The organism is Parasutterella secunda, assembly GCF_024733725.1.
Lineage (GTDB): Bacteria > Pseudomonadota > Gammaproteobacteria > Burkholderiales > Burkholderiaceae_F > Aphodousia > Aphodousia faecalis.
Genome location: NZ_JANRHP010000001.1, coordinates 78815 through 103418 on the forward strand (window position 1 = coordinate 78815; position 24604 = coordinate 103418).

21 protein-coding genes and 3 tRNA genes are annotated in these 24604 nt (G+C 46.8%); 4 read left to right on the top strand and 20 right to left on the bottom strand.

All coding sequences use genetic code 11. From position 1 onward, the window contains the following. Window positions 1–16: 16 nt before the first annotated feature. The 13 genes from NW199_RS00375 to alr form a co-directional block, all read right to left on the bottom strand. Window positions 17–93: transfer RNA gene (locus NW199_RS00375), tRNA-Asp, on the bottom strand. A gap of 25 nt (window positions 94–118) precedes the next feature. Continuing rightward, window positions 119–194 (bottom strand) — tRNA-Val (locus NW199_RS00380). Between the two features lie 143 nt (window positions 195–337). Further along, window positions 338–2794 (bottom strand): endopeptidase La, encoded by a 2457-nt coding sequence (gene lon, locus NW199_RS00385; RefSeq protein WP_258333247.1) that lies wholly within the window; start codon window positions 2792–2794, stop codon window positions 338–340. Window positions 2795–2968: 174 nt separating this feature from the next. Beyond that, the gene (locus tag NW199_RS00390) at window positions 2969–3601 is read right to left on the bottom strand and encodes an alanyl-tRNA editing protein (protein ID WP_258333248.1); all 633 of its coding nucleotides are present in this window, start codon (window positions 3599–3601) and stop codon (window positions 2969–2971) included. After that, window positions 3601–4842 (bottom strand): ATP-dependent Clp protease ATP-binding subunit ClpX, encoded by a 1242-nt coding sequence (gene clpX / locus NW199_RS00395; RefSeq protein WP_258333249.1) that lies wholly within the window; start codon window positions 4840–4842, stop codon window positions 3601–3603. Before clpX ends, NW199_RS00390 begins: the two co-directional genes overlap by 1 nt. Before the next feature lie 64 nt (window positions 4843–4906). Continuing rightward, window positions 4907–5533 (bottom strand): ATP-dependent Clp endopeptidase proteolytic subunit ClpP, encoded by a 627-nt coding sequence (gene clpP / locus NW199_RS00400; RefSeq protein ID WP_283162560.1) that lies wholly within the window; start codon window positions 5531–5533, stop codon window positions 4907–4909. A gap of 19 nt (window positions 5534–5552) precedes the next feature. Next, window positions 5553–6854: a trigger factor gene (tig, locus tag NW199_RS00405; protein WP_022473556.1), complete on the bottom strand. Its 1302-nt coding sequence runs from the start codon at window positions 6852–6854 to the stop codon at window positions 5553–5555. A 316-nt stretch (window positions 6855–7170) separates the two neighbouring features. Continuing rightward, the gene (locus NW199_RS00410) at window positions 7171–8316 is read right to left on the bottom strand and encodes an iron-containing alcohol dehydrogenase (protein WP_022473555.1); all 1146 of its coding nucleotides are present in this window, start codon (window positions 8314–8316) and stop codon (window positions 7171–7173) included. Window positions 8317–8384: 68 nt separating this feature from the next. After that, window positions 8385–8473, bottom strand: a tRNA-Leu gene (locus NW199_RS00415). 90 nt (window positions 8474–8563) lie between these two features. Further along, window positions 8564–9025 carry a YbaK/EbsC family protein gene (locus NW199_RS00420; protein ID WP_258333250.1) on the bottom strand — a complete coding sequence of 154 codons (462 nt, stop codon included), beginning with the start codon at window positions 9023–9025 and terminating at the stop codon, window positions 8564–8566. Between the two features lie 47 nt (window positions 9026–9072). Continuing rightward, window positions 9073–9861, bottom strand: a complete 789-nt coding sequence (locus NW199_RS00425) for an urease accessory protein UreE (protein ID WP_258333251.1) — start codon at window positions 9859–9861, stop codon at window positions 9073–9075. 20 nt (window positions 9862–9881) lie between these two features. Beyond that, window positions 9882–11258 carry a DNA repair protein RadA gene (radA, locus tag NW199_RS00430; protein ID WP_249092291.1) on the bottom strand — a complete coding sequence of 459 codons (1377 nt, stop codon included), beginning with the start codon at window positions 11256–11258 and terminating at the stop codon, window positions 9882–9884. Between the two features lie 5 nt (window positions 11259–11263). Continuing rightward, window positions 11264–12352, bottom strand: a complete 1089-nt coding sequence (alr, locus tag NW199_RS00435) for an alanine racemase (RefSeq protein ID WP_258333252.1) — start codon at window positions 12350–12352, stop codon at window positions 11264–11266. Window positions 12353–12537: 185 nt separating this feature from the next. On the opposite strand from alr, the gene lplT reads away from it, so the two are divergent. After that, a complete protein-coding gene (lplT, locus tag NW199_RS00440) occupies window positions 12538–13857 on the top strand; it encodes a lysophospholipid transporter LplT (protein WP_022473551.1) in 1320 nt (439 codons plus the stop codon). Between the two features lie 14 nt (window positions 13858–13871). On the opposite strand, the gene NW199_RS00445 is transcribed toward lplT, so the two are convergent. Genes NW199_RS00445 through NW199_RS00460 form a run of 4 tightly spaced genes read right to left on the bottom strand, consistent with a single transcriptional unit; the run spans window position 13872 to window position 16523 of the window. Continuing rightward, window positions 13872–14792, bottom strand: a complete 921-nt coding sequence (locus tag NW199_RS00445) for a uracil-DNA glycosylase (protein ID WP_258333253.1) — start codon at window positions 14790–14792, stop codon at window positions 13872–13874. After that, window positions 14792–15241: a ribosomal protein S18-alanine N-acetyltransferase gene (rimI, locus tag NW199_RS00450; RefSeq protein WP_258333254.1), complete on the bottom strand. Its 450-nt coding sequence runs from the start codon at window positions 15239–15241 to the stop codon at window positions 14792–14794. Before rimI ends, NW199_RS00445 begins: the two co-directional genes overlap by 1 nt. Continuing rightward, window positions 15238–15930: a tRNA (adenosine(37)-N6)-threonylcarbamoyltransferase complex dimerization subunit type 1 TsaB gene (tsaB, locus tag NW199_RS00455; protein WP_258333255.1), complete on the bottom strand. Its 693-nt coding sequence runs from the start codon at window positions 15928–15930 to the stop codon at window positions 15238–15240. Before tsaB ends, rimI begins: the two co-directional genes overlap by 4 nt. 59 nt (window positions 15931–15989) lie before the next feature. Continuing rightward, a complete protein-coding gene (locus tag NW199_RS00460; RefSeq protein WP_258333256.1) occupies window positions 15990–16523 on the bottom strand; it encodes a hypothetical protein in 534 nt (177 codons plus the stop codon). Window positions 16524–16742: 219 nt separating this feature from the next. On the opposite strand from NW199_RS00460, the gene ompR reads away from it, so the two are divergent. Beyond that, window positions 16743–17477 carry an osmolarity response regulator transcription factor OmpR gene (ompR, locus tag NW199_RS00465; protein ID WP_022473546.1) on the top strand — a complete coding sequence of 245 codons (735 nt, stop codon included), beginning with the start codon at window positions 16743–16745 and terminating at the stop codon, window positions 17475–17477. Between the two features lie 12 nt (window positions 17478–17489). Then, the gene (locus NW199_RS00470; protein WP_022473545.1) at window positions 17490–18890 is read left to right on the top strand and encodes an ATP-binding protein; all 1401 of its coding nucleotides are present in this window, start codon (window positions 17490–17492) and stop codon (window positions 18888–18890) included. Window positions 18891–18906: 16 nt separating this feature from the next. On the opposite strand, the gene ispF is transcribed toward NW199_RS00470, so the two are convergent. The 3 genes from ispF to NW199_RS00485 are packed head-to-tail and all read right to left on the bottom strand — an operon-like array spanning window position 18907 to window position 20992. Beyond that, entirely contained in the window at window positions 18907–19386 is a 480-nt protein-coding gene (ispF, locus tag NW199_RS00475; RefSeq protein ID WP_022473544.1) for a 2-C-methyl-D-erythritol 2,4-cyclodiphosphate synthase, read from the bottom strand. A 2-nt stretch (window positions 19387–19388) separates the two neighbouring features. Beyond that, window positions 19389–20081, bottom strand: coding sequence for a 2-C-methyl-D-erythritol 4-phosphate cytidylyltransferase (gene ispD, locus NW199_RS00480; protein WP_258333257.1), 693 nt, complete (start codon window positions 20079–20081; stop codon window positions 19389–19391). Window positions 20082–20095: 14 nt separating this feature from the next. Further along, complete coding sequence (locus tag NW199_RS00485) at window positions 20096–20992, bottom strand: DMT family transporter (RefSeq protein ID WP_258333258.1); 897 nt, start codon at window positions 20990–20992, stop codon at window positions 20096–20098. A 122-nt stretch (window positions 20993–21114) separates the two neighbouring features. Between NW199_RS00485 and mfd the strand changes: the two genes are divergently transcribed. Next, entirely contained in the window at window positions 21115–24588 is a 3474-nt protein-coding gene (mfd, locus tag NW199_RS00490) for a transcription-repair coupling factor (protein WP_258333259.1), read from the top strand. Window positions 24589–24604: the final 16 nt, after the last annotated feature.

Here is a 24604-nt window from a genome sequence, read left to right on the forward strand (position 1 = left end):
TCGCTTTCAGAAAGCTTGGCGGAGTGGACGGGACTCGAACCCGCGACCCTCGGCGTGACAGGCCGATATTCTAACCAACTGAACTACCACTCCGTCGACCTACAATCGCTTGAAGTTGTGGTGGGTGCTAAGAGGTTCGAACTCCTGACCTACGCCTTGTAAGGGCGCCGCTCTACCAGCTGAGCTAAGCACCCACAACTCTCAAACAGAAACCCGCATATTACACTACAAAAGTCCTTAATTCAAGGGCCAAACAAACTTTTTTCACATATACAGGCCAAAGATACAAAAGGAGTCCGATTTGAACTCCTTTTGCACCCAACCAAACTAGCTTCCGTTATGATGCGGCAGATCCCGTTTGACTACCTAAAACAGAGTGTTTGATGACATCCGTTTTCACTTCGCTGGTTAATTCATCAAAGCGTTTCATCGGATTTTTCACCAACGCAATCGGCAAAATCTCATCAATCCACTTCACCGGAATAATTTCCAGACCGTTCTTGACATTATCTGGAATCTCTTGCAGATCCTTCACATTGTCTTTAGGAATCAAAACGGTCTTTACACCGGCTCTGAGCGCTGCCAAAAGCTTTTCTTTCAAGCCGCCGATTTCCAAAATCTCACCATGAAGCGTGATTTCACCGGTCATGGCCACGTCGGGACGCACCGGAATCTTAGTCAAGGCAGAAACCATGGCTGTCGTAATTGCCCCACCGGCACTCGGTCCATCCTTCGGTGTTGCACCTTCCGGGAAGTGTAAATGCCAATCGGTCTTGCCGAAAATGTCCGAATCAAGTCCAAGACTATCGGCACGGGCTCGCACCACACTGCGCGCAGCTTCAACTGACTCTTTCATGACATCACCAAGGCTGCCCGTACGTTGCACCTGCCCCTTACCGGGGAACACAGCCGCTTCAATTTGAAGCAAGTCCCCTCCGACTTCAGTCCAAGCCAACCCGTTAACCTGACCAATCTGCGGCTCTTTCTGAGCCAAACCGATACTGAAGCGTTTAACACCCAGATAGTCGCCGATATTCGAAGAATTAACGACCACCGTATCGATTGTCTTTTTCTTCGCTCCACGTTTTTTGGGCGTAGCTGCCTGTGCAATCAATGCATTTTTAACCGTCTTACGACAAATCTTGCTGATTTCACGTTCAAGACCACGTACCCCCGCTTCACGCGTGTAATAACGGATAATGTCTAAAATCGCCTCATCTTCAATCTGAAGTTCTTTATCTTTCAGACCATTTAACTTCATCTGTTTTGGTATCAGATGACGCTTGGCAATGTTGAGTTTTTCATCTTCCGTGTAGCCGGACAGGTAAATCACTTCCATACGATCGAGCAACGCTTGAGGAATATTGAGCGAGTTGCTCGTTGCGACAAACATTACATCGGAAAGATCGTAATCAACCTCGACATAGTGATCCTGGAAGGTATTGTTTTGTTCAGGATCCAAAACCTCCAACAGAGCACTGGCGGGATCCCCACGGCTATCCATCCCCATTTTGTCTACTTCATCGAGCAAAAAGAGCGGATTGCGAACACCGGCTTTCGTGATGCTTTGAATAATTTTCCCGGGCATAGAGCCGATATAAGTGCGTCTATGACCACGAATTTCAGCTTCATCACGAACACCGCCCAAAGCCATACGGACGAACTTACGATTCGTTGCCCTAGCGATGGACTGACCTAAACTGGTTTTACCAACACCGGGAGCACCGACTAAGCAAAGAATAGGCGCTTTGACCTTATCAACTCGAGACTGAACAGCCAGATACTCAAGAATGCGCTCTTTGACTTTCTCTAAACCATAGTGATCAGCCTCGAGAATATCACTAGCTTCCTTGATATTCTTGCTGACGCGACTCTTTTTGGTCCAAGGCAAGGCCAAAAGCGTATCCAAATAACCACGAACAACCGTAGCTTCTGCGGACATGGCCGGCATCATACGAAGTTTCTTTAACTCACTTTCGCATTTTTCCCGAGCTTCATCACTCATGCCGCTTTTAGCGATTTTTTCTGCATATTGGTCGATATCGACCATATCTTCTTCGCCGCGACCCAATTCTTTCTGAATCGCTTTCATCTGTTCGTTGAGGTAATACTCACGTTGATTGCGATCCATTTGACGCTTGACTTGACGTTGAATCTTCTCTTCAATCTGTACTTTGTCAATGAGTTCGCTCACACGAGCCAAAACCTTTTCAACACGATGAATCAAGTCTGGCTCTTCAAGCAATTCCTGACGTTGCGAAGCAGAAATATCCAAATAATGGCTGGCAACATCAAGCGTTTCTTCCAAAGAGTTCTTATTCTTCAGAAGATTAATCAGATCTTTGGGTAAAGCCGTATTGACCTGCGTAAAGTTAGTAAAGGCCGTCATCAACGCCTTCAGCCAGGCTTCCTCTTCAAGAGGCTGCTCTGGACGAACAGTGACCATCGGTTCGACCATGGCGCTAATGTAGGCTTGTGAAAAATCAAGCCATTGAACCTTCACACGATATAACGCATTAATCAAAAGCTTTACGGAACCGTCTTGAAGCGTGATGCGTTGCAAAACACGAGCAACCACACCCACATCAAACAGATCCTCCGCTTTCGGCTCATTCACGTCGGGCTTTTTCTGAGTCAAAATAACAATCTGATCCCCTTCACCCATGGCTTGAATGGCCGCCAGACTCATTGCACGACCGGCATAAACCGGTTGGATGCATCCGGGGAAAATCACCATATCGCGCAGAGGAAGAACAGGCAAAACTGCTTGTTTCTTTTTAGATTTAGTTGTCATCGATTTCTATACCATAGAGACTATTACAGGGCGTATATGGGGACGAAAATCAAAATTTCAACCCCAGACGGCCCTGTACAACATTATTTATAAAAGCGAGAGTAACAGTTTTAATTAGGTTTGTAATCAGACAAAGACAAACAGATACAAATTAGGTTCGTTTGAGCAATATTTTCAGATTAACGCATACGAAACCGTGATTTGACCTTTTTTCAACTTAATTTTCTTGATTTCAACTTGACCAATTTCGTTTAAAGTTTTGACATGGGTTCCACCACAGGGATAGGCAGGCAGATCGCCCCAAGTCACAGTGCGGATTCCGTTATTTTCGTTTAAAACTCTCACAAAGGCTTGAGTGATAATTTGATTAACCTGTGCCTGAAACTGAACACAATCAACCAATTCCACGGATGCCGGGACGTGCGGTTCGAATATCACCCGAGCTTCACCCGGGAAATGATTGCCGCGGGTTGCGTGCCAACCTAATTGATCGCCGACCAGGCCGACAATATGCCCTGCTGAATGCAATCTTGAGTGCAAATGGCGTTTCTCTGAATTAACTTTGAGAACAACTTCTCCGGCAACTTCACGGTCAGTTATATGCAAAACAGCTTCAGGTGTGTGCACAACTTTAACAACTGAAACGTTATTAATTGTTCCGATATCGGAAGGCTGACCGCCACCTTGTGGATGAAAAATTGTACGGTCAAGTGCTACAGCATACAGACCATCACCGGTCGGCAGACAGGACAAAACACTTGCCGTACATTCTGTTGAATCTTCAAAAAGGTATAAAAGTTCTGTCATCAGCGGATATAAGTCGGTTTAGCAGATTCATTGATCACGCGCTCATCAACGACCACTTCTTTGACATCCCCTAAACTCGGGACTTCATACATCACATCCGTGAGGACACCTTCGACAATGCTTCTTAAGCCGCGAGCGCCTGTTTTACGTTTGATTGCTTTCTTAGCAATGGCTACAAGAGCTTCTTCCGTTACAGTAAGCTTGACGCCTTCCATTGCAAATAACGCTTCAAATTGCTTGATCAGCGCATTCTTGGGTTTAACGAGAATGCTGATCAAAGCTTCTTCCGTGAGTTCCTCTAAAGAAGCAATCACTGGCAAACGGCCCACCAGTTCCGGAATCAGACCATACTTGACCAAATCCGTCGGCTCGACTTGAGCAAAAAGCTCAGTGAGCGACTTTTCGTTCTTGCTCTTTAATTGAGCGGCAAAGCCAATTCCGGCACGTTCACCTCGACGTTGAATAATCTTATCGAGTCCGTCAAAAGCACCACCGCAAATGAAAAGGATATTAGTCGTATCCACGGTCACCATGGCTTTGCCGGGGTTCTTTCTGCCACCTTGCTGAGGCAGATTGGCTTGAGTGCCTTCAATGAGTTTCAATAAAGCCTGCTGAACACCTTCACCGGAAACATCACGGGTAATTGAAGGATTTTCACTTTTACGGGCAATCTTATCCAATTCATCGAGATAAATAATGCCTCGTTGGGCTTTTTCAATATCTCCGTCAGCTGCCTGAAGAAGCTTAAGTACAACATTTTCGACGTCTTCGCCGACATAACCGGCTTCTGTCAAAGTTGTTGCATCGGCAATAGCAAAGGGGACATCAAGCATTTTTGCGAGGGTTTGCGCAAAAAGCGTTTTACCGGAGCCGGTCGGACCAATGAGCAAGATATTACTCTTGGCTAATTCAACGTCCGTTGTTTTATCGCTCAAGTGTCTCAATCGTTTGTAGTGGTTATAAACCGCGACAGAAAGAATTCGTTTAGCACGATCTTGTCCAATAACGTATTGGTCTAAACGATCAAAAATTTCCTTGGGCTTAGGCAGCGGTTTATTGAGAAAACTTTCTTGCGGCTCCGTGTCTGAAGCGGCAACGGCAGAGGCTGTCTCTCCCGTCATCGACTCGAGCGCCATACGAGCACAATCCGAACAAATGCTAACGCCATTGGCAGTTACCATGTGTTCGACTTCACTTTCACCACGACCACAAAAAGCGCAACGATTTTGTTTGTCCGACATTGATATCCCTAATTAAGAAAAGGGAGGACAACGCCTCCCCTGTTGAAACGGTACGAAGTTTCGTTTACTTCAACATTTGTCCGCGTTTGACATAAATCTCATCAATGATACCGTATTGTTTGGCTTGAATCGGATTCATGTAATTATCACGATCAGTGTCTCGAGCAATGGTCTCAATAGACTGACCGGTGCGTTCAGCCAAAATGGTATTGAGGGTGAGTTTCAAATCCAAAATTTCTTTGGCTTGAATTTCAATATCACTGGCCATACCCTGAGAACCGCCGGAAGGTTGGTGAATCATGATACGGGAATTGGGCAAAGCAAAACGCTTGCCTTTGGCACCGGCAGCCAAGAGGAACGCTCCCATACTGGCCGCCATCCCGACACAAATCGTGCTCACATCAGGTTTGATGAATTGCATTGTGTCGTAAATACCCATACCGGCGTAGACACTGCCACCGGGACTGTTGATGTAAAGCGAAATATCTTTTTCCGGATCTTCACTTTCTAAGAATAAAAGCTGAGCGATGACTAAATTGGCACTCTCGGTTGTCACCGGACCGGTAAGAAACACCACACGGTCGCGCAACAAACGGGAAAAAATGTCAAAAGCACGTTCCCCACGTCCACTTTGTTCAACAACAGTGGGCACGAGATTCATGTCTGCATAAGTCATCGCCATAGCATTCATCCTTTTATCGGAGATCTGATTAGAGACCACCCATCAACTTGTCGAATTCGACCTTTTCTTCAGTGGTCTTGCCCTTGCTCAAAGCCCATTCGGTGATCTTGTTTTCCAAGACATAGGCTTGTGCATCGGACATGCGGCGAGCGTCGCTCGTGAACCACTTCTTGACTTCTTCCGGATCTTCGTAGCTGGCGGCCAAATCGGCAACGTGAGCTTCCACTTCTTCCTTGGTCGGCGTCAACTTTTCTTTTTCAACCAAGGCGTTCACCAACAAGCCCAAACGAACGCGACGTTCAGCTTGTTCCTTGAACATTTCAAGCGGGATCTTGTGTTGCTTCGGATCCATACCGCGAGCGGTCATATTTTGTTCAAAGCCACGGGCCAAGGCTTGTTGTTCTTCAGCAACCAAAGCCTTCGGGAGGTCAAAGTGGCAAGCGTCATTCAAAGCATTCATAACACCGTCTTTGGTTTGTTGGGTGATACGAGCCTTGACTTCGCGCTTCAAGTTAGCGGCGATTTCTTCGCGCATCTTGGCAACACCGTCATTGATGCCAAGTTTCTTGGCGAATTCATCGTCAATTTCAGGCAACTTGGCTACTTCAACCTTGGTAAGTTCGACTTCGAATTCAACGGTCTTACCGGCAAGCTTTTCAACATAGTCAGCCGGGAACGTCATTTCAAAGGTCTTCTTTTCACCGGTCTTCATTCCGGTCACACCCTTTTCAAAGTCAGGGAGCATTTGACCGGCGCCGATCACAAAAGCGAAACCGTTGGCCGTACCGCCTTCAAAAGGCGTGCCGTCGAGTTTACCGACAAAGTTAATCGTCACGCGCTTTTCTTCAGCGGCAACACCGTTTTCTTCCACTTCATAGGTTGCACGTTGCTTACGCATGATTTCGAGCGTCTTTTCAACTTCGGTGTCAGTGACTTCACAGACGAAACGCTTGAGTTCCACGTCCTTCAAATCCGGCACTTCAACTTCCGGGAAAACTTCAACCGTAGCCGTAAATTTCGGATCTTCACCGTCCTTGATTTCGCCCTTCGGGGTGATTTCAGGAGCACCAGCAACCTTCAAACCGGCTTCCTCAACAGCCTTTTCATAAGCTTGGCCGATCAAGTGATTCATAGCGTCCATGTAGGCTTGAGCACCGTACATTTCGCGGACCATCTTCATCGGAACCTTACCCGGGCGGAAACCGTGAGCCTTAGCCGTCTTAGCACGACGCTTAAGGATCGTTTCGGTGTCGGCTTGCAATTGTTGAGCCGAAATCGTCAAATCAAGGGTACGTTCCAAAGAACTCTTCGTGGTTTCTTTTTCAGTCATTTTCTATTACTAATTAAAGTGTTCGGCATGAACAAAGTCACATCGAACGGTTCAATAGTCAGGGAACCTAGTCCCCGCCCAATTAAAAATTTGTCATCAGTACGAAGTATCTTACTTTTCGCACAAAAACGCTTGATTATAGCCACAGTAGCAACAAAATTGTGATTACCAACCATTAATTTGGTGAACTCTTCACTTGTAAGCCACTTATTTTTAATTATTTTGACTCAATCCTCTTTTAATGTGAAACTTTAAAAGATCTTATTTTCACTTTAAATATCAATTGGTTGTGAAATATTTTAAAGTGAAAAAAGAATTAAAGCCTCTTCATTAAAATTTCTCGAGCAACATCTCCCGTCACGTTCTGTGCTTCACCCAAGTGAACATTGCGTTCGTTGAATCGTCTGGTGATTTCTTCAACAACATCAACCCCAATCTTCTTTTCAGATAATCTCGTTGCTAAGCCAAGAGACTTGAAGAAGGCTTCAATTTTTTCGATAACCTTATCAATACGTTCTTCTTCTGTGCCTTCGTTAATACCTAAGACGCGTGAACCAAATTGAAGGAGTTTGCCTTTCTTTTGCTCACGAAGCACATCAATCGTTCCCGGATAAACAATAGCCAAACTTTCACCATGGGTCACTCCGCAAAGTGCCGTCAATTCATGACCGATTTGGTGCGTGCTCCAATCTTGAGTGACTCCCATGCGAATAAAGTTATTTAAGGCCATGGTGGCGCTATACATGTAATCACACATGAGGTCATAATTATGTTGGTCAGCCTGAATCTTCGGAGCAATCTCCATAGCCGTCGCGATAACGCCTTCAGCCCAGCGGTCAAGAACACGACTTTGCCCTGTTGTTGTCATATATTGTTCAAAGCAATGAACAACAATGTCAGCGAGACTGCAGGCGATCTGATGCGCAGGCAACGAATAAGTGGTTTCTGGATCTAAAATGGAAAACTCTGGATAATCACCCCTAAATGAGAATTTTTCCTTCGTTTCATGACAGGAAATCACTGCTCCGTTGTTCATTTCAGATCCCGTTGCAGGAAGAGTCATCACACTGGCAAAAGGAATTTGCTTGATAGCGCTGCCCGATTTAACGATATCCCAAGCATCTAAATTAGGTTGGGCAATGGCGGCCGCGATAAGCTTTGTACCATCTAAAACCGAACCACCGCCAACGGCCAAAAGCATGTCAACTTTTTCTTCTAACCCAAGCTTAACCGCCTTACGCAAAGTTTCTACGGCCGGATTGGGTTCAATGCCCCAAAATTCAACAACATTGTGGCCGGCCAAAGCTTTCTTGACCTGATCATACACACCGTTTCTTTTTACACTGCCGCCGCCAAAAGTAATCAGTACCTTTTTATCCGTCGGAATCAAAGAGGACAGTTGTGCGATTTGACCACGACCAAAAACTAACTTAGTCGTATTTTGAAAAACGAAATTAAACATGATGTGTTCCTTGATAAAACAGGAGAATTCTATCAAGGAAAGTCACTTAAGAAGGTATAGAGAAGTAATGGTGCGGGGAATCGGACTCGAACCGACACGCCGTTTAAATGGCGTCAGGACCTAAACCTGGTGCGTCTACCAATTTCGCCATCCCCGCACACGAGGCTAAGATTGTACATGAAAGCCTGTTAACTTGTAAGGCTAGCGGAAACACTGCTGGCAGAAACGCGCCCTCAAAAATTTGAAATCACTTCGTAACGGCCACCCAACCTGCCGATAAAATCTCAGCCAATCGTTCAGGCGTAATTTTTACAGCGTTGTTAGGGGCTCCTGCGGCCGGATAGACAATATCGTATTTTTTTAAGCTTTCATCCAAAAAGATTTCAACATTGTCCTTAAGTGCAAAGGGACAAACTCCTCCCATCGGATGACCGAAAAGCTCAGGAAGAAGTTCAGCAGGACAAAAGTGTGAAGTTTCTTTAAAAAGCTTTTTGAATTTTGAATTGTCTAATTTCGATTCACCGGAGACAACAATAACGAGCAGCCGTCCGCTTTTTAATTTGATAGCCAGGGACTTCGCAATTCGATCAGGCTCACATCCCAATTGTTCCGCCGCTAAGGTGACGGTAGCACTTGAACCCGGAAATTCAATATAAGAGTCTCCGATTCCTTTTTCGTTCAGATAGGCTTTTACGTTTTCAATACTCATAGCAAAAAAGGGCGAGAAGCTTTAACTTCACGCCCTGATCTTCATTGTTATTCGGCTTTATTCTTTTCTTCGTGATGGTAATGACGTTGATGAGAATGATGGTGATGTTCCTCATCATGGTCATGATGATGACCACAACAGCATCCATCCTCATGATGGTGATGATGTTCGCCGCCGCACTCACTTCCCTCTTCATGATCATGGCGGCCACAGCAGCACTCACCGTCTTCATGATGATGGTGATGATGCTCCCCACCGCAGGCGCAGCCTTCAGAGTGTTCGTGATCATGATGACCGCAGCAGCATCCCTCACCCTCATCGTGGTGGTGATGTCCGCCATGGCAACCACAGCCTTCACCGTGCTCATGATGGTGGTGCCCGCCACAGCAACAACCACCTCCATGATGACGTTTGGGCAACTTAATCGGGTCAAAAGGCATCATCACTTCTTCAAATTCCAAGCCTGCATCAGTCAACAATTGCTGCAAGGCTTCGTCTTTAGCAATCGCAAAACCATTTTCAACCTGAGCGACACGAATGCCTCGGTTTAGGAGAGCCACGGCAGCTTCCGCGGCGAATTCTTCATCGCCCTTGATCATCAGAACGGATTCGGGAGCAGCATCAACAACATAGAAATGACCGGCATCGTCCAAGAGAACATCACCAACTTCCAAAGGACGCTTGTCGCTTACTTCTGTTTCTACAGTCACCCCGTTCACAATAACCTGAGCGGGCAGATTATCACGTTCGAGGCTAGTTAAAGCCACATGCTGAGCACGATTTAAAATGGCTTTTGCCGGGGTTGCCTCAGAAGCCAAAATTTTCGTAATTTTCATTTTCTTCTCGCTTAAAAATCTTAACGAATGGCATCTATTGCGTTACTCAATCGATCAACCGCAATAATTTCAAGTCCTTCAATCGGCTGTTTCGGAGCGTTTGCTCGAGGAATAATGGCCCGGGAAAAACCTAATTTAGCCGCCTCTTTCAGACGCTCTTGGCCTCTGGGCGCCGGTCGGATTTCTCCTGCCAACCCCACTTCGCCAAACACAACCAATCCTTCAGGCAAAGAACGATTTCTCAGTGAAGAATATATCGCCATTAATACCGCCAAGTCGGCAGCAGGTTCGGTAATTTTAACCCCGCCGACTGCATTGACAAATACATCCTGGTCAAAGCAGGCCAATCCTGCATGCCGGTGAAGTACAGCCAATAGCATCGAAAGGCGCTGTTGATCTATACCAACAGACAAACGTTTAGGTGAGGGAAGATGGGTTGTGTCCACCAACGCCTGCACTTCTACGAGCAATGGGCGGGTTCCTTCCTGCGTAACCATAACGACAGAACCGGGAACATTGGCCTTGTGTTCTGACAAAAAGATAGCGCTCGGATTATTGACGCCTTTCAGTCCCCTATCGGTCATGGCAAAAACGCCTAATTCGTTGACCGCACCAAAGCGATTTTTAAAAGCGCGGATCAATCTGAAATTGGAATGGGTATCCCCTTCAAAATAAAGAACCGTATCGACAATATGCTCTAAAACACGGGGACCGGCCAAAGAGCCGTCTTTTGTCACGTGACCGACAAAGATTAAAGTAATGCCTGAACTCTTAGCTATACGAGTCAGTCTTGCTGAACATTCACGGACCTGCGTCACGGAACCGGGCGCAGATTCAAGCTGATCTGAAAAGAGCGTTTGAATAGAGTCAATAACGACAAATTGGGGTTTTTCTTCCAAAAGTGTCGCCTCAATCTTTTCCAACTGAATTTCGCTCATCAACCTCAAACCTTGAGGCTCAAGACCTAAACGTTTAGCACGTAAAGCAATCTGCCCCGGGCTTTCTTCTCCGCTCACATACAAGCAACGCACATCCTGATGAACAAGCCGATGCATCACCTGAAGTAAAAGAGTGGACTTACCGATCCCGGGATCTCCGCCGATAAGGGAGACGCCTCCACAAACAAGACCGCCGCCCATAACTCGATCAAACTCTTGAAAGCCCGTAACAATACGGGGAACCTCTTGAGCCTGAACATCGTTCAAGTCCAACACTTCTGAAGCGCTGACCAAACCTTTATGACGCGAATCACCAAATCGCGCGGCAGCCCCTGTTTCAACAACAAATTCTTTTAACGTGTTCCATTCACCGCAATGGGGACAGCGACCAGCCCACTTGACCGTGGTTCCGCCGCACTCGGAACAAACCCATTCAATTTTTTTCTTTTTTGTTGCCATATGGACTAATTTTCATCTTCGAGCATCGGAACACGCAGGGCTATCGCACACATGAGTTCGTAGCCGATCGTACCGCACCGCTTTGCGACATCATTAACCGAGATATTCGCTCCCCAAAGTTCCACTTCGCTACCTAATTGAGCTTCGGGAATATCCGTAACATCAATCGTGAGCATATCCATGGAAATAGCTCCCGCAATCGGAGCAATTTTGCCTTCAACAAAGGTAGGCGTGCCATCAGGGGTTGAACGAGGATAGCCGTCAGCATAACCGCAAGCAACAACGGCTATACGCGAATCACGATGGGTAACGAAACGAGAACCGTAACCGATTGCTTCGCCCGCCGGAACATTTTGAATAGCCAAAATCTTGGCCGATAAGGTCATCGCCGGTCGGATATTAAGATCAGCAGAACTGTAGTGGCTGTCGGGGCTTACACCATAAAGTGCCACCCCGGCACGAACAGCATCACCCTTTACATCGGATTGCCAAAGCGTAGCGGCAGAATTAGCCATACACAGGTTCTTCGGCATCGGTTGAATTTTGTCCATCCGATTTAATTGAATCGAAACAGTCGCCGGTCGTTCATGACCGTAGGTAGGTTCAGCATTGGCAAAGTGGGTAACAACGCCCATCACTTGAACGCCTTCAACTGTTTGAAGTTGCGCCCGAATTTCTTCTTCCTCTTGAGGCAGGAACCCCAAGCGGTTCATACCGGAATTAATTTTGATATGAACTTTTAAAGACGCATAAGGAGCCTGAGCCTTTAAAAGCTCAATCATATGACGATTATGAACGATGGTTTCAATGTCACATTTTTCCAATAAAGGGATATCCGTGGCGTCAAAAAAACCTTCCAAAAGCAAAATCCGTTTTTTCCACCCCTGTTCCCTAACCTTTTGAGCATCGCAAAGATCAATCATGGCCAAGCCGTCAGCGGCCTCGAAAGCACGGGCTGCCCGCAATAAACCGTGACCATAGGCGTTTGCTTTGACAACTGCCCAAAGTGTGCGACCGTTGGCTGCCTCACGCATGCGTTGGAGATTGTGTCTGAGTGCCCCCATGTGAATGGTGGCTGCAATAGGACGTGGCATAACTCTTCTCTAATATCTAAAAGCTTCACAAAAAGATTCGTCTAATCTTAGCGCAGCGGGCCTAATTTTTTCTGCTTAATTCAACTTTTTCTTGAATTCAATGGGACTTCTCCCTAATACCCAATCAGCTACACTCTTTCGTTGATCTGCTAGAATCGTTCAGCTTAAGAAATTTGGGATTATTCATGAATCGCGGTTTTTATTCCATTATGTGCGCTCAGTTTCTCTCGAGCCTGGCCGACAATGCCCTGCTGATTGCCGCCATTGCGCTCCTGACGCAAATGAATGCGCCTGACTGGATGACCCCGCTTCTGAAACTCTTTTTTGTTGTCAGTTACATTTGTTTGGCGGCCTATGTCGGAATTTTTGCCGACTCAATGCCAAAAGGCCGAGTGATGTTTCTGACCAACATGCTCAAAGTCGGCGGCTGTCTGTTGATGCTTTTTGGCTCGCATCCGCTTTTGGCTTACGCTGTCGTCGGTATTGGTGCGGCAGCCTACTCCCCTGCCAAGTACGGCATTCTTACCGAACTTCTCCCTCCGGTTAAATTAGTGTTAGCTAACAGTTGGATCGAAGGTCTGACCGTTGCCTCGATTATTTTAGGGGTTGTAATGGGCGGCGTTTTGATTAATGACGCTGTGAGCTACGCCATTTTGCACTCGGGCTTTCCTTTTGTGGCTTTAGGTATCGCCACCCCGGCACAAGCGGCCATTTCTATTATTGTTCTAATCTATTTAGCTGCCGCTGCCGTCAACTTATTAATTCCAGATACCGGAGCCCGTTATCCCAAAGCTGACTTTACACCGATCGAAACTCTTAAGAATTTCTATAAAAGCTGCGCCATTTTGTGGAAAGACCGTCTGGGACAAATTTCGCTTTCCGTCACAACCCTCTTTTGGGGCGCAGGCGCCGTATTACAGTTCCTTGTTTTAAAGTGGGCCGAATATGCCCTCGGCATGAATTTATCCGAAGGCGCTATTCTTCAGGCTGTTGTTAGTATCGGCATCGCCATTGGCGCGGTTCTCGCGGCCCAACTGATCAGTCTGAAAAATTCTCTCAAGGTTCTGTGGATGGGTGTCATCATGGGGGCACTCGTTACGTGCTCAGCCTATTTCAACCAATCAATGGTTCCGGTCGGTGGCTTTGACTGTTTTGGCGTTCACGTAACCTGGGCTGTGTCGGTTGCGGTTTGCATCATGATTGCTGTCGGTATCTGCGCGGGCTTTTTCGTTGTCCCGATGAATGCTTTACTGCAACATCGTGGGTATGTTCTGATGAGTGCCGGTAAATCCATTGCAGTGCAAAACTTCAATGAAAACCTCTCGATTCTCATCATGCTTGGGATCTATTCACTTTTGATTCATTTCGGCATGAGCGCACCGGCCACCATGGTAACGTTCGGACTATTTGTTCTGATTTCCATGCTTTTGGTTATCTATAAACACTTCCGTAATCAACGCGAATACGACTCCACTCACCTGATCGGTGAAGAAAAACGTCACTAAAAATCAGTTTCTATTCAGGAAAGCTCAAGCAGAAGCTTTTTTGCGAGATTGAAGTCACGCCAAGCGCAAATTTTCTCTGTAGGCGAACGCAATAAATAGGACGGATGGTAGGTGACAACCGTTGGGATCGGTTTACCATTAACTTCAATATGATGGGTTTGACCGCGAAGTCTGCCGGTAGACATTTCCGTCTTCAGCAAAGCATGGGAAGCAATTCTGCCTGACAAAACGATCACTTTCGGATCCAACAATTCCAATTGACGAGTTAAAAATGTCGCGCAAGCGGCGATCTCATTGTCATGAGGATCACGATTATTGGGCGGACGGCACTTTAAGACATTAATAATAGCCACATCAGCTCCACGCCTTAAGCCCAAAGAGCGAAGGATGTTTTCGAGCAATTCACCGCTTTTACCAACAAACGGTTTGCCCTGGAGATCTTCATCGCGCCCAGGAGCTTCCCCGACAATCACCATCTTGGCAGTCTTTTCTGCCGTTCCAAAAACCGTTGAAAGCCGGCTCTGACTCAAGGCTTTACAGGCTGTACACTGAGAAACCAACGTCTGCAGCGTCTTCCAGTCAGCGTTTTGTGCCCGAGTCAACAATTCGGAATCAACTTCTACAATGCCAGGCTCAGCGGAACTTCGACGAATCGGTTTGAGTTCATATGTCTTTGGTTTATGCGATTCCGGACTCGTCAGCACTGAGTGCTCGTGAGGCGGCGTCTTATTAACTGTTGAAGCGGGTTTAAAGGCGTCTGAATGGGTGGAATTTTGTTCCGCAACCGACTTTGGGGCAGTAGTAATTTCTTTTGCGGTGCTGTCTTTTGCAATAGACTGCGGAGACAATGGGTCATCCTCGTCCCGTCCGATCCACAGCGGTCCGATGTCCATCGCCATCCATAGGCGCGCAGTCTCTTTTGAATAGCCAGCCATTAGTTCCCCAATAATTTTTGCATGACAATCGCATCTTCCCGACCGTCACGACTCGGATAGTAACCTTTTCGAGAAGAAATTTCTTGAAAACCGACCGAATGGTACAAAGCGCGAGCACGCGTGTTGCTGACACGAACTTCTAAAAATAAGCTCTCCGCTTGATTGGCCGCTAAGCGAGCAAGAACCTCATTTAAGATCAATTTACCGTACCCCATTCCCTGTTCAGACGGCGTAACGGCGATGGTCAAAAGCTCCGATTGCTCAAAAATCTGCATGTAAACAGCAAAACCCAAAAGCCTGTCATCGTCTTTTAATAACAAAAATTGATGTCCGGCTTTTAAAGAACCTTCAAAATCAGCGAAACTCCAGGGAAACTCGAAAGCACTGGCATCTAATTGACTGATGGCTTCCAAATCTGTCTCAGCAGCCGAGCAAAAACGCAACGTCAAAGTTTTGCTCCTTGCAATCGTTCGTTAATAGTGAGCGCGACATGATCACGAATATACATGGGAGCTGCCTTATCAGGATCTACCCAAAGTTGATCGGCTGTATCTCGGCAACCATTAAACCACTCAATCATATAAGAGGCATCGGGGTGGGCATAAAGATGCTCGACTTTGAGATTCATGTCATAGACGCCAATAGCGGTTCCAACCACAAAGGTTACTTCATTTTGCTCGAGCCACAGTTGCACTTCTTCCGGTTTTACCAATCGTTCAGGTTGAAGAACCTTAAAGCGACCGTCGCTATTTTCATAAATAGCGGCATAACACTCGTTCATCCGAGCATCATTTAGGACGGCAATACGTTTGCCACGATCACGATAGTGATAACCCAGAGCGGTGAGTGTTGAGGTCGGCAACAATTTTTTATCCAGACCATACGCTAATCCCTGAGCAACACCACAGGCGATACGCAAACCGGTAAAGGAACCGGGACCGCTACTAAATAGGATACCGTCAAGGTCCTTTAAAGAAATACCGGCATTTTTAATCAGCTCGTCGATCCAAGGTAACAGGCATTCAGAATGAGAATTACCGAGTTTTTCGGTACGACAATAAACCTGCGCTTTATAAGCTAAGGCAACAGAGCAATATTCGGTGGCTGTATCAAAAGCCAATAAGACTGGTTTACCCATCTTCACACTAATATAAAAATGATGGGCTATCTTAGCACGAGAAGTCTCAGAAGGTTGATTTACTCAGCCGGAGTGGCCGGTTGAGTTGATTGTGCTGATTGAGATTCAGCGCCCGGCATCGGTGCTCTTTGATGACGGAATCGATAGTATTCAATATGCATTTCCCGAATTTGCCGACGCATTTGTGCTCTTTCTTCAGGTGAAAGGCGGTGTCGGACAACGTGCCCATCGCACTCGGACGGCGAAACGTAACGTTTGCGGAACTTTTCATTAATAGAGGGGCTAAATTCAGCACGCATCGCACGACGTTCGGGTTCTGTCATGCTTCGCCAATAGTAACGCTGCATCTTTGGAGAAAGAAACGGCCATATCTCCGCTCTTTCCTTAGCACTCATCTCCGTCCAGAGCTTGGGATTGCCATCGGATTGCGGCATTGAAAAGAGCATCTGATCAATGGGTTCACCCGCATAATAAGGGGTTGAGGAATTATGATGTTCGGCTATCGGAGTCAAAAATGGGTGCGCAGAAGCACAGGTAAAAACACCTGCACACAATGCGAACGTAATCATTTTCAAATGACAGGGTCTTTGCATCAAAATTTCCTTTGCCCAAAGGCCGATCTTCTATACAAGGCAGATAGTAAGGATAAATAACTCAAAAAGGTGAAACGAATTTTTAATGTCATTTCTTTTGTGTAATTGAGTGTAAAAAAGCCATTTACCCCCTTTACAAACTCAAAAATTTGATCAAAATATAAATGTAACAAAAACGATTTTTTCTTCAATTACATTTTAAAGTGAGTTACAAATATCATGTCAGAACGTACACCCAAATTATTAGTCGTTGACGACGATCCCCGTCTCCGTGATCTTTTACGCCGCTACTTAGGCGAAAACGGATTCCAAGTGTTTGTGGCCGATAACGGTGTGACGATGAACCGTTTGTGGCTTCGTGAACGCTTTGATGCTTTGATTTTGGACCTCATGATGCCCGGCGAAGACGGATTGCAGATTCTGCGTCGTCTGCGCGAACAAAAAGACACGACCCCAATCATTATGCTCACCGCCCGCGGTGAAGACGTTGATCGTATCGTTGGTTTGGAAATGGGGGCCGATGACTACATTCCGAAGCCCTTTAACCCGAGAGAACTTTTGGCCCGTATTCATGCCGTACTTCGCCGTCGTCCGGCTGCGGATGCTCCGGGTGCACCTTCGATGACCGACGAAGTGGTTAAATTCGGCGAATTTGAATTGGATCTCGGCACGCGCGTTTTGCGTAAAAACGGCGAACCCGTTCCCCTTACAACCGGTGAATTTGCTGTCTTAAAAGCGTTTGCTCGCCATCCCAAACAACCTTTGTCTCGCGACAAATTGATGGAGATTGCCCGCGGCCGCGAATATGAAGCTTTTGACCGCTCGCTTGACGTGCAGGTGTCTCGTCTGCGTAAAATGATTGAACCCGATCCTTCTAAACCCAGATTCCTGCAAACGGTTTGGGGTGTCGGTTACGTGTTCATCCCAGACGGTGGACAATCGAATCAACAATAATAGGAACTCAATATGCCTTTGAAGTCACCGAGTTTATTTTGGCGGACCTTTACCCTTTTGATGCTCTTATTGATCATCACCGCTCTCGCGTGGCTTCAAAGCTTTCGTGTTTTATCCGAGGTTCCTTTTTCGAAAGGTGTATCGCAGCAGATTATTTCAACCGTTAATCTGACGCGTTACGCCTTGATTTCTTCTGATCCCAATGCGCGTCCCGATTTGCTGCATGTGCTCGCTTATCGTGAGGGCGTGCGAATTATCCCGAAAGAAAGTTCCGATACTTGGAAACCCTTACATGCTCAAGGCAATATCGCTGAACTCATTGACAGTCAAACAAAAGAGGTCTTAGGCAACAGCACGATCGTCGCCGGTGAAGTCAACGGCGAAACAGGCGTTTGGGTATCCATGGTTATTGAAGGCGATGACTATTGGCTATTGATCCGTAACGACCTATTGGATCCCCCGTTCGGCACGACTTGGGTTTTCTGGGCATTTGTGGCCTTTTTAGTTGGCACCCTTGGTGCGACGGTTCTCACACAACGCACAGTTAAACCGTTGGCTCAATTAAGTGAAGCGGCTAAAAAATTAGGACGAGGGGAAAAACCCGATCTCCTGCCGGAAAACACTCGAACTGCCGAAATTGAAGCCGTCAATCACAGCTTTAACCATATGGTGCGAGAACTCGAGCGCATGGAAGATGACCGAGAACTGCTATTAGCCGGTGTCTCCCATGACTTACGCACGCCCTTAACCCGCATGCGCCTTGAAATCGAATTAGCTGATTTGCCGGACGATTCTCGCGACGCGATGGTGAGCGACCTTGAGCAAATGGAAAGCATCGTCAACCAATTCATGGCCTATGCCAAACGCAGTAAGCAACCGCTTGAACGGGTTGACCTTGGGGCAATGGTGTATGAAACGATTGGTGACATGCGCCTGCGCACCAAAGACGATGTGAAGATTGAAACGAGCCTAATGGGTAACCTCTTCGTGATGGCTCATCCGACTGAACTTGTCCGTGCGATCCAAAATCTGCTCGTCAATGCTGACCGCTACGGCAGAACGCCTGAGTCAGGACTTTTGGAATTGAACATTCAGGTTCTGCGTCAAGGCGATGAAGCAATGCTTCGCATCTGTGATAAAGGTGTTGGAGTTCCTGCTGAAGAAATGGCTCGAATTGTCCGTCCGTTTGAACGCGGAGACACGGCTCGCGGCGGTGCGAAAGGGGCCGGTCTGGGGCTCGCCATCGTTGTTCGTGTGGTTAAACGTTCAGGCGGTCACATCAAGCTGTCTTCGAACCACCCGCACGGCTTAATCGTTGAATTGGTGATGCCGCTTGCCAATAAACGAAACGAAAAACCGGTTCTCGAAGAACAAACAGCACCAACCGATACGCTTTTGCCTAGAAATAAATAATCATCACGCCTGAATACTAAAAAGCTTCAAGCAGTGCGATGGCGTGAACTTCAATGGCTTCTTTTTGGCCGACGGCATCGCACCCTTCCTTGGTCTTGGCCTTAATGTTCACGCGTTGAAGATCAATGCCGATTGCCTTGGCAACGGATTCTCGAATGGCTTCCATATGGGGAGCAAGTTTAGGCGCTTGTGCAATGACCGTAGCATCCACATTGACGATTGCCCAACCGGCTTTAACCACAAGACCGACCGCATCGGACAATAAAATTTTGCTGTCCGCATCCTTGTAAGCAGGATCAGTATCCGGAAAATGGCGACCGATATCCCCCAATCCGGCTGCGCCTAACAGAGCATCGGTGATAGCATGCAAAAGCGCATCGGCATCAGAATGACCCAAAAGTCCTTTTTCGTAATCAATCGTAATACCGCCCAAAATCAAAGGACGGCCCTCAACCAGGCGGTGAATATCATAGCCTTGTCCAATACGAAAACTCATTTTCAATCCTTCTTCTGTTCTGAATTCAACAAATAGTTTCTGACAATTTCTATATCGTCAGGATAAGTGACCTTAATATTAAAAGCGGAGCCCTCCACAATTCGGATTTTTGCATTTTGCGCTTCCATCGCGCTTGCTTCATCCGTTACAGCCCCTTTTGCCTCAACTAATGCGGCGCGTAAAGCGCCCGCTTGAAATACCTGAGGAGTTTGCGCCCGATAGCAATGCGAGCGGTCGATGGTTTTTTCGATGAGACCGCAAGAGCCGACCCACTTAATCGTATCGGTAACGGGCATAGCCAAAATTGCTCCGTCAATCGCTTCCGACTCAATCGCCTCCATCAGTCTTTCAACAGATTCACGATCCAGACAAGGACGAGCTGCATCGTGTACAAAGACCCAATCATCATCTGTCGGATTTAATGCCACCAAACCATTTAAAACAGATTCCGCCCGAGTTTCTCCCCCACAGGGGAAAATACAAACATCTCCGTGAAAATGACACTGTTCAATGTAGGAATCGTTCTTGGACACCACTACCGCAATCTGATCAAAAAGATGCATATCCTGTAGCCGATTCACGGTCACTTCAAGCATGGATGTGTTATCAAGCAAGGGATAATATTGCTTCGGATAACCGATTTTCATCCGTTCCCCAACCCCTGCGGCCGGGATCAACAAAATACGTTTGGACATACCGATAAACCTTTCTAGCGCCTGCCAAGAATGAATATGGTAGCAAGGATGCAGGCAAAGCCCAAGTAATCCATCGTTGCAAAATGCGTACCGAAAAAGACGACTGAAAAGACAGCTGCGGATATAGGCTCAACACAGGCGATCATGCTCGCTTTGACGCTGCCTAAATCCGATACACCTTGCATATAAAGCATAAAAGCGACAATTGTCCCTAACAGAATAATCAGAATCAGAGCAACAATGCCGTATGTATCCAATTGAAAACTGATTGAAGGGAAATCGATAATGAAACCAGTAATCAGTCCACCTACCAACATCCCTATACCCATTAGAGCCTGAGTGGGGTATTTTGAAAGAAAGCGGGCCGGTAAAATCGTATAGACTGCGATACCAAATGCACTGGTTAGCCCCCAAAACAAACCTTCAGCAGAAATAGCTAAATGGCTAAGGTCACCGTGAGTAGCCACAAAAAAGGTTCCCACTAAGGCACAAATGATCGCTAAAATCTCACGAGGCATCGGAAGCCTGGACTGGATCAAACATACGGCAGCCAAAATGAAAACCGGATTGAAATAAACCAGCATCGTAGCTGTGCCGGAATTGGTGTACTCAACCGCTGTTAAGTAACCAAACTGGCTGATCATTAAACCGCCTAAGGCATAAATCAATAACCATAGCCAGTGTAAACCCAGTTTAAAAATCGGACGCATCGCTCGATAATGCGTTGGAATAAAAGCCACGCAAAGCAAGATGCCCGCGATCACCATTCGAACAACAGTCAACCAATCGGGACGAACATCTTGATGAGTAAACAAGTATTGTCCGCAGGCGCCTGAAAAACCCCAGCCGATACCACCAACGAGTGTACAAACAATGCCACGCCAAAGTTTTGCGTCGCCACTTAAAGCCATGGAAACTCTCCTTATGGGCACCGATTGTATAGAAGATTCAAAGAATCGAACACTACAGAAGCCAACAAACGAAAAAAGAAAAAAGTAGCCATAATTACGCTCTGAATAAATAAGGGGCAAACATGTTTGATAATCTTCGCGACAGAATCAGAAGGGACATCTCCCACCTTAGCAATAAAGCTAAAAGAACACTCACATTAGGTGCAAGCGGTGCCGATTCACTTTGGTTGTCTCAGGCTGCACTGCAGACGCAGGAAGAGGGGAAACTCTTTGTTCTTATTGCCGATAATGCCTCTCAGTGTCTTCGACTCAAAGATGAAATCAGCTACTTTGCCCCGCAACTCAATGTTGTTTATTTTCCGGATTGGGAAACCCTACCTTACGATTTGGTTAGTCCTCATCAGGATTTGGTCAGCGAGCGATTGGAAATTCTCTACAAACTAGCCAATCCCAATGAATCGCGTTCTCAAATTGATGTTGTTTTACTGACGGGGACCACTGCGGCGCAAACCATCGCGCCCCCCGCTTATCTATCCGGACGAGTCTTTTTCTTTAAAAAAGGCGAAGAAATTAATGCGGCTACTCTTCGGGAAAGACTGGTGAGCGCCGGCTACCAAAATGTCAGTCAAGTCGTCGCTCCCGGTGAATTCAGTGTTCGCGGAAGTTTGATTGATATTTTCCCCATGGGAGCTAAAACACCATTTCGTTTAGACCTTTTTGACACGGAAATTGATTCTATTCGCTCCTTTGATCCGGATTCACAACGATCGCTGGAAACGGTGGATGAAATCCGAGTGTTGCCGGGTAGAGAATTTCCCACCGATGCTCAAGCGTTAGTTGATTTCCGAGCAAAATGGCGGGAATTTTTCACTGGCGACCCCTCTAAGGCCATTCTTTATAAAGACCTCACTCACGGCATTATCAACGCCGGCATTGAGTACTACCTCCCCCTATTTTTCGAAGAAAAGGCAACGTTTTTCTCGTATCTCAATGAAGAGTGCACGTTAATCGGAATGCTGGGCGATGTGGAAACCGCACTTAACCGTTTTATCGAAGAGACTCAAGGCCGGTACAAATTTTTAAAAGCAGATCCGGAAAGACCGGTTTTACCCGTTGAAATGCTCTATGAGACAAGCGAGGGCTTTTTCACGGAGCTCAAGCGCTTTGTTCGCTTTCAAGGTAAAACGGAAGACAGCCCAATCAGCACACGCGTTCTCGTTGACCGAAAAGCCGATAGGCCTCTTGAAAATCTGGAAAGACTCATTGATGAAGAAAAAACTCGGAAGCATCGCGTTTTAATCATGGCCCCCAGTGTCGGTCGCCGCGAAACAATCAGTCAGCTTTTTGACCGAAACGGTCTCAAAGTTCCTTACGCTGATAGTTTTAACGAGTTCGTAAGCGACACTGAACCGGTGATGCTGACAGTAGGACCTTTATATCAAGGACTAAGTACTGAAGGCATAACGCTTCTTACAGAAACGGAACTTTACGCCACAGCGCCCCGTCGCACTTTAAGACGTCAGGCTCACACCACCAACGTCGATATGATGATTCGCGATCTCGCAGAATTAAAAATCGGCGATCCTGTTGTTCATATCACACATGGTATCGGTCGCTACGCGGGGCTTCAAACGATTGACACGGCCAATGGAAAGGAAGAGTTTCTACGGCTTGACTATGCCAATGATGCAAAGCTTTTCGTTCCGGTTGCGCAGCTTCAGCTTATTTCCCGTTACAGCGGCAGTGACGCCGAACATGCTCCCCTTCACCATTTGGGAAAGAATGATTGGGAAAAAGCTAAGAAAAAAGCGGCGGAAAAGGTTCGCGATACGGCAGCGGAACTTTTAAATCTTTACGCAATGCGTGAAAAAAGTCAGGGACACGCTTTCCGCTTTTCCCGAGCCGATTATGAGGCTTTTGCTGAAAGTTTCCCCTTTGAAGAAACGGCCGATCAGCAAGCTGCCATTGAAGCGGTGCTCGATGACATGAAGGCGGATAAGCCAATGGATAGGCTTGTCTGCGGGGACGTCGGGTTCGGCAAAACAGAAGTGGCTCTTCGGGCTGCATTTGCCGCGGTCATGGGCGGAAAGCAAGTTGCTATTCTCTGCCCAACCACTCTATTGGCCGAGCAGCACGCTCATACCTTTAAAGACCGATTCTCAGCCTGGCCCGTTCGCGTAGCTGAACTCTCGCGCTTTAGAAGCGCTAAACAAAGCACACAAGTTCTTGAGGGCCTTGAGAACGGCACGATTGATATTGTTGTCGGGACACACAAGCTTTTATCCGAAAAAGTAAATTTTGCCCGCTTAGGATTGGTTGTCATTGATGAAGAACACCGTTTCGGCGTCAGACAAAAAGAAGTACTTAAAAAACTTCGTGCTGAAGTCGATGTTTTGACACTGACCGCCACCCCGATTCCGCGCACACTTGCCATGAGCCTGGAAGGTATCCGATCTTTCTCTGTTATCGCTACGGCACCCGAAAAGCGCTTGGCCATTAAAACCATTGTCAGAAAGGAGACACCGGAAGTCATTCGTGAGGCTGTCATGCGTGAATTAAAGCGTGGCGGACAAGTTTATTTTCTTCATAACGACGTCTCAACGATTGAAAACAGACGAGAGCAGCTCACACAGCTCATTCCCGAAGCCCGCATCGTTGTCGGTCACGGGCAGATGAATGAGCGAGAACTTGAATCGGTCATGCGTGATTTCTACCAACAGCGCTACAACGTGCTGTTATGCACAACGATTATCGAAACCGGTATTGATGTTCCGACTGCAAACACGATTATCATGCACCGTGCCGACAAATTCGGTTTGGCCCAATTGCACCAACTGCGTGGTCGTGTCGGTAGAAGTCACCATCAGGCCTATGCCTATTTACTCACACCTGGTAAAGAGGCGATGACGCAAAATGCTCAAAAGCGTTTGGAAGCCATACAAAATCTGCAAGACTTGGGTAGCGGTTTTTATCTGTCGATGCATGACTTGGAAATTCGCGGCGCCGGTGAAGTACTCGGTGAACATCAGTCAGGTGAAATTGCCGCTGTTGGTTACGATCTCTATAACCAAATGCTCAGACGCGCGGTTAAGAGCATGCGCAACAATGAGTCTTTTGACCTGGACGCGCCGTTTCAAGCCATGGCGGAAATCAACCTTCATGCACCGGCGCTTTTACCCTCAGACTATGTTGAAGACGTCCATCAACGCTTATCTTTCTACAAAGAATTAGCTAGCTGTGAAAGCTTTAACGCTATTGAAACCGTACGAGAGGCACTTGGTGATCGGTACGGGAAACTGCCCACCGAAGCCAATACGCTCATTGAAACCCATCGTTTGCGCCTGTATTGTCAACACCTGGGAATCGAACGTATCGAAGCGACGGAATCGGTCATTATTGTCACTTTCATTGCTAAACCGCATTTTGAGCCCATGCGTTTAATTGAACTCATGCAAAAGAGCAAAAATATGCGCATGATGGGCGCAACAAAACTCAAAATTGAAACATCGACGCCGACCATTGAGTCACGCCTGGCTTATCTAAGAGGTTTTGTCAAAGCGCTCGATCATACCCGAAATGGTAATGAAAATTACTGATATTTGCGGCTACAAT